This window comes from Paenibacillus sp. M-152 (assembly GCF_003856555.1).
GTDB classification, from domain to species: Bacteria; Bacillota; Bacilli; order Paenibacillales; family Paenibacillaceae; genus Paenibacillus; species Paenibacillus polymyxa_C.
The window spans coordinates 4,876,392-4,888,851 of the sequence record NZ_CP034141.1 but is presented as its reverse complement, the minus strand read 5'-3'; the positions used below and the strand labels follow the sequence as shown (position 1 = coordinate 4,888,851).

Genomic DNA, 12,460 nt, shown 5'->3' with positions numbered 1-12,460 from the left:
CATCATATGGAAGTTTCAAATGGATGAATGAAGTGTAATAGTCAGGGAAGTCAATCCTTAAAGGAGCGTGAGAAACATGAATCAGACCAATCATAAATCTTATGCCAAGGTGGTAGAGAACGGTGTACAAGCCGTTGAAGCTGTGAATGAGTTGCGTAACACGGGCTATCGTTATGAGGATGTGTTCGTGCTCGCTCATGATCAGGATCGGACGGATCGTATCGCCGATACGGTGGCTGCCAAGGAAATCGGGATTAAGGAAGAAGGCGTTTTCGACTCATTAGCGAATTTGTTCCGCTCCCGTGGCGATGAGCTTCGTGCTAAAATCACTTCCTTGGGTTTTACAGATACGGAAGCAGATTTTTATGAAAAAGAATTAGATCAAGGTAAAGTGCTGGTTATTGCGAAAAAAGCGTGATATTTCCAGCTCATCATAGGATCAAACAAGCTTAGATTTGAGAAAGAGGATGTTGGCCGCAGCACAAGTGTTTCGCGGGTCCTCCAAAAACATAGATAAGGAATGGGGCTTCAGCCTCATTCCTTATCTATGTTTTTGGAATGCCTGCTTACGGAAACGCTATTTCCAATCAACATGGGTGTTGCCCCCTAAGCAGGTATAGTATAATACATGGGTTACAGATAAGGAGAGAGCAATGAGAATTCTAATTGTTGACGATAATCCAACGAATGTCATTATTATTCGTGAAATACTAAAAAAAGAAAATTATCGCGATGTAATCTCTGCCAGCTCGGCCGCAGAAATGCTGGAGCATCTGGGAATCGGCGACCGTACCATTAGTCTCCGGCCCCGTCCTTCGGATATTGATTTGGTGCTGCTGGATATGATGATGCCTGAAATGGACGGCATTGAGGCTTGCAGTATTGTGCAGGAATATGAACATTTAAAAGATATTCCGATTATTATGGTTACCGCTGTAGGCGATTCTAAAAAATTGGCCGAAGCCTTGGATGTGGGAGCCGTCGATTATGTCACGAAGCCGATTAACAAGGTAGAGCTAATGGCTCGTATTCGATCTGCCTTGCGTCTCAAGCAGGAAAAGGACTGGCATAAGGACCGGGATCAGCGAATTCAGGATGAATTGAAGCTGGCTGCGATGGTGCAGCAGGCGGTGCTGAGTCCTGCCATTCAGGACCCGATGCTGCAAGCGAATGCACTGTACCAGCCTTCCTTTGAACTGGCGGGGGATTTATATTCATGGTATCCGCTAGGGGAAGGGAGATATGCCGTCATTTTGCTCGATATGATGGGCCATGGCATTTCTTCTTCTCTGTTTTGCATGTTCATTGCGTCTGTACTCAAGGATACGGTGACCACGTTTGTGGAGCCGGAGAAGGTCATACAAGAGCTGAATCGTCGTTTTAATCAACTGGATTTGGGCAAGCAACTGGTACAGTATTATTTTACGGCGATTTATATGGTGATTGATACTCGTTCACGGCGAATTGACTATGTAAATGCAGGGCATCCTCCTGGCTTGCTGTTCAATCAGGATGGCAGTATAACCAAATTAGACCGTGCGTGTAGCCCGGTCGGATTGTTTGATAAAATTGATGCAGAGATGCACACGATTTATTACGAAGGAACTGGGCATATCGCTTTGTATACAGATGGCTTGCTGGAGGCGGTAGAAGGTGAATATGAGGAACAATTGGAGTATCTGACTGCCTGTCTGCGTAAGTATGAGGAATGGAATGAAGAAGCGATGCTGGATGCATTTTTTCGTAATGACGGGGGACTGCAGGATCGCGATGATGATAAGTGCCTGATCTGGATTTCATTGAAAGAGGGAGAGAGCTTGCATGAAAATCAGAAATAAACTGCTGATTGGCTTTGGATCGCTTATGGCGATCCTCCTTGTGCTGACGCTAATCAGCTATGACCGGATGGGGAGCCTGAATGAACAGCTGAACCAGGTTTATCAAGAACGATATGTGAAGGTCCGGAAAACAACAGCTATACGCGGACAGGTGAACGATATGGCTAAAGTGATGGCCAATCTGATCTTGAATCCAGGCTCCTCTGTCGGCGAGGCCAAGCGCGAGATGGATGATATCTCTGCTACTGGAACAAAAGTTCTGGCTAGTCTGCAAACGGATCCCGGTACGAGTGAAGAGCAACAGCAGATTGACCGGGTGGCTGTTGCCTGGAAAGATTTCCTAAACTATGAAGAGAGACTCGTTTCCTTATTGGAGCAAGATCGTATTGAGGAAGCTAATGCTTTCCGTAATAGCACGGGTCTGCCTGCTCAAGAGGAGGCAATGGACAGCATTAATACCCTTGCTGTTTTTCAAGACCGGGAAATTGATAACGATATGAAGCAGGCCAATCTGGCTTATGAGGAATCTGTGCAGATTACTACAATCCTGATGGCGGCCGGTCTGATCATGGGCTTACTGGTTATTTTGTGGGTGCTCCCGAGCATTGCCAAAGGTCTAAATACTGTTAACCTCATGATGAGTGGCTTTGGCAAGGGAAAGTACAGGGCTATCAGCCGGATGAGTGTGGCCTCCAAAGATGAAATCGGAGAGGTTGCTCGTGTGTTTCAACAATTGGCTGGAGACCTGGATGAAAAAAGGAAATTCGAGCATTCCGTCCTTCAAACGCAGAAGGATCAAACCTGGCTTAATGCCAATACTGCTCGGTTGACTGAGCTGTTTCGCGGCGTGAATTCACTGGAACAGGTTGCTCAGATGTTCATTAGTGAGTTTACGCCAATCTTGGGAGGTAGTTACGGAGCTATCTATCTGCAAGGAAAAGATGTAGAAGATAACCGATTTAAGTTGTACGGCTCTTATGCAAAGGTGACTGGCGAAGGCTCGATCAGAGACGTTATCCAAGTGGGCGAAGGTTTGCTTGGACAGTGTGTTCTGGATCGTAAGCCGATCTTGGTTACAGAGGCGCCTGAAGGATACTTGTCCATTGGCTCCGCCTTAGGAGAAAGTAAGCCCGTGGGAATTATGATTTTCCCTATTTTGTTCGAGGATGAATGCATTGGTGCCGTAGAAATAGCGTCACTGGATCGCTTCAGTGATCTGGAAACGAAGCTGTTTGCTCAGCTAATGGAGAGCTTGGGGATCATTTTGAATAACATCAGGGGACGGATGCGGGTTGAGCAATTGCTGCGCGAATCACAAGCACTTACCGAGGAATTGCAATGCCAGTCTGAAGAGCTGCAAACTCAGCAAGAAGAACTCAAGCGTTCCAACGAGAATTTGGAGCAGCAAACAGAGGAGCTTAAGCGTTCCGAGGAATTGTTACAGCGTCAGCAGGAAGAATTGGAGCATTTTAATACTGAACTGATTGCCAAAACGAGAGCACTGGAAGAACAGGTTCGAGAAGTGGAAGAAAAGAACGATGAGATCGAACGTGCACGAGCCCAGTTGGAGCAACAGGCGATGCAGCTTGGGATCACAAGCAAATACAAATCCGAGTTTTTGGCCAATATGTCGCATGAACTGCGTACTCCGCTAAATAGCTTGCTCATTCTTTCTCAGCTACTGTCTGAGAACAAGGAAGGCAATCTCAAGCCCAAACAGGTGGAATATGCACAAACCATTTATATGTCAGGCGCGGATTTGTTGAAAATGATTGATGAAATTCTGGATTTATCCAAAGTGGATGCTGGAAAAATGGATATTAATCATGAAACGGTCCATTTGGAGGAGCTGGAGCTGTTTGTTGAACAGAATTTTGCTCCGGTCGCAGCCAAACGTGAGCTTCAACTGCATACCGAAATTGAAGAGAACTTGCCAGATGCCATTATTAGTGACGGTTATCGTCTCAAACAAATTTTACGTAACTTGCTGTCCAATGCGTTCAAGTTCACCACCGAAGGCTCTATTCGTTTCAAGGTATCTCGGGCAAACGGAGAGCAGCTTCCAGATATGTTAGATTCACGAAAATCCTATCTGGCTCTATCTGTACGTGATACAGGCATCGGAATTGCATCAGATAAAACAGATCTGATTTTCGAAGCCTTCCAGCAGGTAGACGGTACGACTAGCCGGAAATACGGGGGAACAGGGCTGGGGCTGTCGATCAGCCGTGAGCTTTCCAAATTGTTGGGCGGTGCCATTACAGTCGAGTCCGAGCAGGGACAGGGCAGTTGCTTCACACTGTATTTGCCGGAACAAACGCCTACCGAAAAGAATATGGATTCTCATTCGAGAGAGGCGTTTGACAGTACAGATGTACATCCGGATTATGAGGGTGTCGCTGCTTCAGTGGAAGCAGATCTTCCAATGATTATGCCTGCTGAACGCTTACCTGTATATCAGATGCCTGCGAAGAGCGGAGTAGAGGACATACATCCGGGTGATGACCGAAACGAGATTACCCCGCAGGATAAAGTGTTGCTGATTATTGAGGATGATATTAATTTTGCTAATATTTTGTATGACATGGCCCATAGCCGAGGCTTTAAGGCGCTGATCGCTCTCAAAGGAGACGATGGGCTAAACATGGCTCATTCTTATCTGCCGGACGCTATTATATTAGATATTCAGTTACCAGTGATGGATGGCTGGTCCATTTTGGGCGAGCTGAAAGGAAACTCATCGACACGTCATATTCCAGTACATGTGATTTCGGTCATTGATGATGTGAAGCAGGGCTTGATGATGGGCGCGATTGCCTATCTCAAAAAACCTTCTTCGAAGGAGAGTCTGGATAAGGCATTTTCACATATAAAATCGTATACGGACCAAATGGTAAAACGCCTACTTGTGGTCGAGGATGACGATAATCAGCGCAAGTCCATTATTGAGCTCATCGACCATGATGATGTGGCTATTACGGCGGTATCGACAGGTAAAGAAGCACTAAACGAGCTGGCCACCCAGCGGTATGACTGCATGGTGCTGGATCTGATGCTGAGTGACATGACAGGCTTTGAATTGCTCGACCGCATTCGGGAAAATGAGCAGCTCACCGATCTGCCGATTATTATTTATACAGGCAAAGATCTGGATAGTAAAGAAGAAACGCAACTTCGAAAATATGCAGAGTCTATTATTATTAAGGATGTCAAATCACCGGAACGTCTTTTGGATGAGACTACGTTGTTCCTGCATCGGGTGGAGGCCAATCTTCCTGAGGACAAACGTAAAATTCTGCAAAAGCTTTATAACAAGGAAGAGCTGTTTGAAGGCAAAAAAATATTGTTGGTAGACGATGATATTCGTAATGTATTTGCTTTGTCTAGTGTGCTGGAAAGCTATCGTATGGAGGTTACCTTTGCGGAAAATGGAAGGGAAGCTCTGGAAATGCTCGAACAGACGCCTGATTTTGATCTGGTGCTGATGGATATGATGATGCCTGAAATGGATGGATATGAAGCAATGCGACGGATTCGATTAATGCCGCAATTCGAGAAGTTGCCTATTATTGCCCTGACAGCCAAGGCGATGAAGGATGATCGCTCCAAGTGTATTGAGGCAGGCGCCTCCGATTATGTAAAAAAACCGATTCAAACCGAACAGCTTTTATCATTAATGCGGGTGTGGTTGTATTCGTAATCCAAAAAAATGGGTAATATAAATTGACACTTGATTGAGAGCGATACAGGCAAAACCTATTTAGGAATTGGAGAGAGATTATGACATCGAAGGATATGGCGGATAATGCTGCTAATGAAGTGAAATCGAATGACAATGAGCGGGAAATGATTGAGATTGAGCTGTTGCTGGAAGGTATACATCGGCTGTACGGCTACGATTTTCGCAACTACGCTCTGCCATCGATCAAGCGGCGTATTTATTATCATGCGCAGTCCGAGAACGTAAGCACGATATCAGGACTTCAGGAGAAGGTGCTGCATGATCGCAGCGCCTTCGATAGACTGGTACAGAGTCTTTCTATTCCGGTGACCGAGATGTTTCGCGACCCGGAGCTGTTTCTAAATTTCAGGCGAAAAATCATTCCTATTTTACGAACGTATCCGTATATCCGAATCTGGCATGCAGGTTGCTCCACAGGTGAGGAAGTATATTCTATGGCAATCTTGCTGCATGAGGAAGGCTTATATGACAAGGCCCGTATTTATGCGACGGATATGAATAACCTGTCTTTACAGCAAGCGAAGGAAGGCGTATATGGGATCGACCGAATGAAGCTGTATACCAAAAATTATTTGGAATCTGGGGGCACACAATCGTTCTCTGAATATTATACAGCCAAGTATGATTCGGTGATGTTTCACCCCTTTTTACGAAAAAATATCATTTTTGCTGAGCACAATTTAGCGACAGACCGGTCTTTTAACGAGTTCAATGTTATTTTTTGCCGGAATGTTATGATTTATTTCAACGACGAACTTCGCAACCACGTACATGGGTTGTTTTACGATAGCTTGAGTCATTTTGGTGTGTTGGTGCTTGGGGCCAAGGAATCCATACATTTCACCGATTATAGTGATTCCTACGAGCCGCTGGACCGGGTAGAGAAGATATACCGGAAGATTAAATAGAGATGCTTAGGAGGATTCCATGGGGCTTCATGAACCGATTCATATATTGCTGGTAGATGACAGACCTGAGAACCTGCTCGCTCTTGAGGCAGTGCTGGAGAGTGAACAATATAATCTGGTAAAGGCCACATCTGGGGAAGAAGCGTTGCGATGTCTATTAAAAGATGAATTTGCACTCGTTGTCCTCGATGTGCAAATGCCGGGTATGGATGGAATTGAGACCGCAAAGTTAATCAAGGCCAGAGAGAAGACGAAGGATATTCCGATTATCTTCATTTCAGCTAACAGCAAGGAAGCGGAGCATTTGTTTGCGGGATATTCAGCGGGCGGTATTGATTATATGGTAAAGCCGTTCATCCCTCAAATTCTCAAGTCCAAAATTGAAGGCTTCGTACAAATGTATCTAACAAACAAGCGTTTGAAAACACAGTCCATGCTGCTTCATCAGAAGACGCAGGAGCTGGAAAAGATGAACAGCGAACTGATTGCCGCCAAGGAGGCGGCAGAGATTGCTGCCAATGCCAAAACCGAATTTTTGGCAATGATGAGCCATGAGATTCGCACGCCTATGAACGGTGTCATTGGTATGATTGATCTGCTGATGGAGACAGAGCTGCAAAACGATCAACAGGAATATGCCGATATCATCCGTCGCAGTGCGGACGCGCTGGTCGCAGTCATTAATGATATTCTGGACTTTACCAAGCTGGAGTCAGGCAAGATGGAAGTTGAGGAGTATCCATTTGATTTGGTTTCCTGTATCAAGGAAGTTTTCAGCCTATTTACCGTAGAGGTGAACCGCAAGAATTTGGAACTGGTTTATTTTCTCGATGAACAGATGCCTCCCGTGTTATATGGAGATATGGGTAGACTGCGTCAAGTACTGATTAACTTGGTCTCCAATGCTGTTAAATTTACAGATCAGGGCGGGGTATATGTTTTCGCATCTGTTAAAGAGCGTAGCGACAATGGGCTTACCGTTGAGTTTTCTGTAAAAGATACAGGCATTGGTATTGATCCTGCCAAGGTTGGAAGGCTATTTCATCCCTTTTCCCAACTGGATTCTTCAATGACACGCAAATATGGTGGAACTGGTCTAGGACTCGCTATTTGCAAAACCTTAGTGGATATGATGGGCGGAGATATCCGTGTGGATACAAGTGGAGAACAGGGTGTGGCGTTTCATTTTACAATGAAGCTTGGCGTTGCCAAGGAAAATGAACTGGAGGGGGAGTCCAGCCACGATTGGGAAATTCCACAACAGGAGCCCCCAACCCGTAAACCTGTACTGGTCGTGGATGACCATCCCATCAACCAGAAGCTGATGGTGAATATACTGGATAAGCTCGGTTTGGCTTCAGACGTGGCAGCAGATGGGCAACAGGCGCTTGATATGGTCACTGCGAATCAAGACTACGACTATATCTTTATGGACTTGCAGATGCCTGTAATGGACGGTCTGGAGTGTACGAGTAGAGTACGTGAACAATTGGCGGGAAGATCTCAGCCTGCCATTATCGCTATGACAGCTAACGTCATGGATGGGATTCAGCCCCGATGTATTGAAGCTGGAATGAACGATTATATTAGTAAGCCCGTTAAAATCAGCAGTGTAAAACAGGCGTTGCTCCGGCATTCACCGGACCATTTTCCAATGCAGCCAGGTAAAGACCGAATCAATGAAGCCTAGCTGGTGGTATTTTACAGGTGTATAAAAAGTTATAACGTGATTCAAACACTCGTATATTGGGTTAGTATGTAGGGAAATATTTTTTTGGGAGAGTAGGCCAATGAATACTAATAAAAATGAGAAGTTCAATGCGATCACAGAAACAGCAGATGGTGTAAATACCGTTTATCTGAGTGGAGAATTGGATCTTTCGGTAGCACCTGATTTTCGTCTGGTCATGGAGCCTTTAGTGGGGGAATCCAGCCAGGATTTGATTGTTAACTTGAGAGACCTTAAATACATTGACAGCACTGGCATTGGTATTTTGTTATCCATTTTAAAAGCAAGGCATGGGATGGAGTCCCGGTTTACAGTTCAAGAGGTACCGTCTCAGATTCAAAAGCTGTTTGATATGACCGGTATTGCCAAATTCTTTGCCCCCCAGGAGAATTCCCAATAGGAAAGGAAAGAAAAAGAAATGAATGCTCAAATTCAAAAAGTAGTTCTTAATTTGCCGGCCACAGCTGACTTTGTTGATATTGTAAGATTAAATTTATATGGTATTGCCGCGAAAATGGGATTCTCTTATGAGGATATTGAAGACATGAAAGTGGCCGTATCGGAAGCCTGTAATAACTCTGTTCTCTATGCATATGGTCATGAGGGAGGAGTCGTGGAAGTAACATTCGAATTTGACGAAGCTTCGTTGTCCATTCGTGTCAAAGATGAAGGGGAGAGCTTTGAACGTGTGGAGGACCCGACTCGTATCGCATCCTTGCATGACAAGGAGTTGAATGATGCGCAGATCGGCGGATTGGGCTTTTATCTCATGCAGGCGCTTATGGACGATGTTCATATCTTGAATGAGACAGGAAAAGGCACCGAAGTGGTGTTGGTAAAGCGTCTGACCAGAAGTGAGGAAACAGTATGAATGAAAAGGTAACTCCCCCGGAGTCGATGGATGAAGCCGTTGGTCTAATCTGGGAGTACCAGCAAACCAAAGATAACGAAATTGCTACCGTGCTGATCCGCAAGTATGAGCCCATGGTCAAGATGGCTGCTGGGAAGATATCCCGTAACCGCCCGGACTTATACGAGGATTTATATCAGACCGGTCAGATGGCTTTGATACGTCTGCTCCAGCAATACGATATCAGCTTGGGTATCCCATTTGAGCCGTACGCTATGAAAAGTATGCTGGGACATATGAAAAATTATTTGCGCGACAAATCCTGGTACATACAGGTTCCTCGTCGCATCAAGGAAAAGGGTGCGCTTGTTCAACATGCCATTGATGAGCTGACTGTCAAATTAGAACGCTCACCCAATGTGAACGAGATTGCGGAGTATCTGGACCTTACCGTTGAGGAGACGATCGAGGTGCTTGCTGGCCGTGAGTGCTACCACTATGTTTCACTGGACTCGCCATTATCTCAGGAAGAGAGTGCAGCTACGTTAGGAGAGCTTATTAGCTCAGATGCTAACGATTTTGACACGGTGGAAAAACGGATGGATCTTCAGCAGGCTTTAAGCCAACTGAAAGAGCAGGAACAGAAAGTGCTTCTTCTGGCATTTCAGGACGGTCAATCTCAACGTGCGATTGCACAGACGTTGGGCGTATCACAGATGAGTGTTTCCCGTATTCAGAAGCGGGCAACAGAAAAGTTGAAGCAGATTATGTCTAATTCCTCTATTTCATGACAAGATCGCTGAATTCATGGCTTATAATATTTGACGTCCCATCGTAAGGACACGTTATTCCAATTAGGGAAGCGTGTCCTTTTTATAAAGCGGAAAAAACAAAGAAAGGATGGAATCCATGACAGCATTTGAACAGATTTCTACCTTTCGTGGAGGCTGGGAATGGTGGGATATCTGTGCTGCGGACTGGCAGGATTCAGTCATACAGCACTTGAAGGAGAAGCTCCCAGAAGCCGCAGAGTGGCTGGATAAGGTAGGGGACATTCCATCCAGTTTTATTTCTGTGCGCTTTCCAGATGGCAATCAGCCGTTGATGTGCGGATCGTTGATCTACTCCGTTCAGGAGGAGATCGACAGTCAGCGTAATTGCAACAAGTTTTATTTTCTAGTCCTAAACCAGAAGCTAGTGACCTTAAATCTAGACCAAAATACCCGTGAAATTATGCATACCGCAGAACGCCAAACCATGCTGGAACAGTGTGAGGATGCAGCAGACGGCATGTTCGTTTTGGCGAGAGCCGTGCTTCATTATTTTCATACGGGAATGGATAAGTTTGAGATCAACCTGAGAAGACTGGAAGAGGACATGGAGAAAAGGAATGCACGTACGCTGATGGATTCTATATTGAATGCGCGTTTCGAGCTGTTGTATTGGAGCAATATGTTCATCCCTTTTTCAGAGCTGGTCACGGCTTCCCGCGAAGCATATCTGGATAAGCTGGAGGAGAATCGCTTTTTTAAGCAGTTATTGTACCGTGTCACTCGGATGGAGGGACTTTTCCGCCATTATGAAAAGGAAATCGACACATTGATCTCCATAGATGATGCCATTTCCGCATTTAGGGGCAATGAGATTACGAAGACGCTCACCATTGTGACCGCTGTATTTACGCCTGCCACTGTAGTGGGTGCTATTTGGGGCATGAACTTTGAAAATCTGCCTTGGATTAAAACAGGCTGGGGCTTCACCATTGTGATTGTTGCTACTCTGCTAAGTATGGCGGGGATGTACGGCTGGCTGATGATGAAGGGGTGGACGGGAGATTTATTAAAAACAAACAAGCGTAACAAATTGTAGTGGCTGATTACAGCTGTTGCAATTTACAAATAAAAAACGATCCATCGTAACTAGAGGCTCTTTGAGGAGTCTATTACCGGTTACGAAGGATCGTTTTTATATGAGATAGAAGACAATTACTTAGTACCTTGACTCATTTTGATATATCCTAACAATTCGGCGATGAAATCTCCGATGACCGGAAGATTTAACTGCACCAGGAAGCTGAGCAACCAAGCGAGTAAGGCGAGTACGACCACTGTACCCAGTGTAAGGCCGAGACCTCGTGAAATCCCAGCCGTCAGATTGCTGATAATTCTTCTTTTTGTGCTGGAGTAGTTCTCTATAATATCTTTGAATTCTGCTTTTTCCAATGTATCTGCAATTTGATCTAAGCGTTTATTAAGCCGCTTAACCTCATGGCGCAGCTCAAAAGGATGTTCATTCACATCAAAATCTCTTTCATGATCATGCTTTTTAACATGAGTAGGTGAGGTCTGCTTGGATGAAACCTCGTCTGGCTGATCTTGTGTCTGAAGGGGGTGAAAGGTTCTCTTGTTGTTCCGGGCAAGATCATCTCCATAGGAGTGTGGTTTGTTCATGGTCATCCCAGCCTTTCTATCATTTAAAAACAGCCAGCTTCTTGCCTGCTGGCTGTTCAGTGTTTGGAGCTTATTTTGGTTGTAATCGAAATGTGTTGTTATTAGGAATTTGCATTTAATTGCTTCTGCGTGTCCTTGGCTGCTTGAGCGGTTGCATCCATAACTTCTTTATCCGCTTTGGCCGCTTCATTAGCGACATCCGCAGAGGCTTTAGTTACGCTGGATACGATGTTGTCTTTGCTCTCGGCTACCGTTTTGGCTACATCTGCTGTTTTGGTGGAAACGGTTTTAGCCAAATCCGTTGCTTTGCTGCTGACTACGGATGCGACATCCTTGGTTTTATCGGAGACAACGGTCATTTTTTCGGACAGATCGCTACGCAAATCGCGGCCTGGTTTTGGAGCGAACAGAAGGGCTGCCGCAGCACCAATCAAACTTCCAATGAATAAACCTTTTGCAAAACCTGAAGTGCTTGCCATATTTTGATTGTCCATGTTACTCATGATATATCACTCCTTTTATAGAATAAAAAATATATATAAATGTTAGGTAGCCCTTCTTAATAGTTTGGACACAAGTCCGAGCAAGAACACGAACAATGCGGTTCCAAGTATGGCTGGAATAACTGCAAAATCTCCGATGACTGGGCCCCAGTCTCCTAGAATCATGGCACCGAGCCAAGCTCCTACAAATCCAGCAATCATAGAGCCCGCAATGCCGCCAGGCATTTCATGACCTGCTAGTGCATCGCCAATCAATCCGATAATAATAGCCATTACAATACTTAGGACAATTCCCCACACAAGGATCGCCTCCTTTATCTTGAGTTCACACAACGATAATGTTTTTGATGAATCTCTGAGCTTTCGTTATTTCTTCGCCTTGCTTACTTCGTATATAAACGTTGTGACCGTGAGTGAAACAAAAAGCCATCTTAGAGCGC

12 protein-coding genes are annotated in these 12,460 nt (G+C 45.1%); 9 read left to right on the top strand and 3 right to left on the bottom strand.

Annotated elements, in window-relative coordinates; all coding sequences use genetic code 11:
• Positions 1–76 precede the first annotated feature (76 nt).
• From EGM68_RS21510 to EGM68_RS21470, 9 genes are all read left to right on the top strand, one after another.
• Positions 77–418, top strand: coding sequence for a YflT domain-containing protein (locus EGM68_RS21510; RefSeq protein WP_013373048.1), 342 nt, complete (start codon positions 77–79; stop codon positions 416–418).
• A 235-nt stretch (positions 419–653) separates the two neighbouring features.
• Positions 654–1,838, top strand: coding sequence for a PP2C family protein-serine/threonine phosphatase (locus EGM68_RS21505; RefSeq protein WP_129549973.1), 1,185 nt, complete (start codon positions 654–656; stop codon positions 1,836–1,838).
• On the top strand, positions 1,822–5,538 hold the full coding sequence (locus EGM68_RS21500; protein ID WP_129549972.1) for a response regulator: 3,717 nt from the start codon (positions 1,822–1,824) through the stop codon (positions 5,536–5,538). Before EGM68_RS21505 ends, EGM68_RS21500 begins: the two co-directional genes overlap by 17 nt.
• Positions 5,539–5,618: 80 nt before the next feature.
• Entirely contained in the window at positions 5,619–6,488 is an 870-nt protein-coding gene (locus tag EGM68_RS21495; RefSeq protein WP_025675409.1) for a CheR family methyltransferase, read from the top strand.
• A 19-nt stretch (positions 6,489–6,507) separates the two neighbouring features.
• A complete protein-coding gene (locus tag EGM68_RS21490) occupies positions 6,508–8,178 on the top strand; it encodes a response regulator (protein WP_025675411.1) in 1,671 nt (556 codons plus the stop codon).
• Between the two features lie 100 nt (positions 8,179–8,278).
• Positions 8,279–8,617 (top strand): STAS domain-containing protein, encoded by a 339-nt coding sequence (locus EGM68_RS21485; RefSeq protein WP_040102885.1) that lies wholly within the window; start codon positions 8,279–8,281, stop codon positions 8,615–8,617.
• A gap of 18 nt (positions 8,618–8,635) precedes the next feature.
• A complete protein-coding gene (rsbW, locus tag EGM68_RS21480; protein WP_013373042.1) occupies positions 8,636–9,088 on the top strand; it encodes an anti-sigma B factor RsbW in 453 nt (150 codons plus the stop codon).
• Positions 9,085–9,858, top strand: a complete 774-nt coding sequence (locus EGM68_RS21475; protein ID WP_013373041.1) for a sigma-70 family RNA polymerase sigma factor — start codon at positions 9,085–9,087, stop codon at positions 9,856–9,858. Before rsbW ends, EGM68_RS21475 begins: the two co-directional genes overlap by 4 nt.
• A gap of 118 nt (positions 9,859–9,976) precedes the next feature.
• Positions 9,977–10,936 carry a magnesium transporter CorA family protein gene (locus EGM68_RS21470; RefSeq protein ID WP_129549971.1) on the top strand — a complete coding sequence of 320 codons (960 nt, stop codon included), beginning with the start codon at positions 9,977–9,979 and terminating at the stop codon, positions 10,934–10,936.
• Between the two features lie 116 nt (positions 10,937–11,052).
• Here the strand turns inward: EGM68_RS21470 and EGM68_RS21465 are convergent, their stop codons facing one another.
• From EGM68_RS21465 to EGM68_RS21455, 3 genes are all read right to left on the bottom strand, one after another.
• Positions 11,053–11,523, bottom strand: a complete 471-nt coding sequence (locus EGM68_RS21465) for a DUF5665 domain-containing protein (protein ID WP_090738246.1) — start codon at positions 11,521–11,523, stop codon at positions 11,053–11,055.
• Positions 11,524–11,618: 95 nt separating this feature from the next.
• Complete coding sequence (locus EGM68_RS21460; protein WP_129549970.1) at positions 11,619–12,020, bottom strand: YtxH domain-containing protein; 402 nt, start codon at positions 12,018–12,020, stop codon at positions 11,619–11,621.
• A 42-nt stretch (positions 12,021–12,062) separates the two neighbouring features.
• Positions 12,063–12,320, bottom strand: a complete 258-nt coding sequence (locus EGM68_RS21455) for a GlsB/YeaQ/YmgE family stress response membrane protein (protein ID WP_039276219.1) — start codon at positions 12,318–12,320, stop codon at positions 12,063–12,065.
• Between the last annotated feature and the right edge of the window lie 140 nt (positions 12,321–12,460).

What these genes read in the sequence shown, in the direction of transcription:
- EGM68_RS21490 (WP_025675411.1), top strand. Translation starts at nt 6,508, where the DNA reads ATGGGGCTTCATGAACCGATTCATATATTGCTGGTAGATGACAGACCT.
- EGM68_RS21495 (WP_025675409.1), top strand. Translation starts at nt 5,619, where the DNA reads ATGACATCGAAGGATATGGCGGATAATGCTGCTAATGAAGTGAAATCG.
- EGM68_RS21510 (WP_013373048.1), top strand. Translation starts at nt 77, where the DNA reads ATGAATCAGACCAATCATAAATCTTATGCCAAGGTGGTAGAGAACGGT.
- EGM68_RS21475 (WP_013373041.1), top strand. Translation starts at nt 9,085, where the DNA reads ATGAATGAAAAGGTAACTCCCCCGGAGTCGATGGATGAAGCCGTTGGT.
- EGM68_RS21460 (WP_129549970.1), bottom strand. Translation starts at nt 12,020, where the DNA reads ATGAGTAACATGGACAATCAAAATATGGCAAGCACTTCAGGTTTTGCA.
- rsbW (WP_013373042.1), top strand. Translation starts at nt 8,636, where the DNA reads ATGAATGCTCAAATTCAAAAAGTAGTTCTTAATTTGCCGGCCACAGCT.
- EGM68_RS21505 (WP_129549973.1), top strand. Translation starts at nt 654, where the DNA reads ATGAGAATTCTAATTGTTGACGATAATCCAACGAATGTCATTATTATT.
- EGM68_RS21465 (WP_090738246.1), bottom strand. Translation starts at nt 11,523, where the DNA reads ATGACCATGAACAAACCACACTCCTATGGAGATGATCTTGCCCGGAAC.
- EGM68_RS21485 (WP_040102885.1), top strand. Translation starts at nt 8,279, where the DNA reads ATGAATACTAATAAAAATGAGAAGTTCAATGCGATCACAGAAACAGCA.
- EGM68_RS21500 (WP_129549972.1), top strand. Translation starts at nt 1,822, where the DNA reads ATGAAAATCAGAAATAAACTGCTGATTGGCTTTGGATCGCTTATGGCG.
- EGM68_RS21470 (WP_129549971.1), top strand. Translation starts at nt 9,977, where the DNA reads ATGACAGCATTTGAACAGATTTCTACCTTTCGTGGAGGCTGGGAATGG.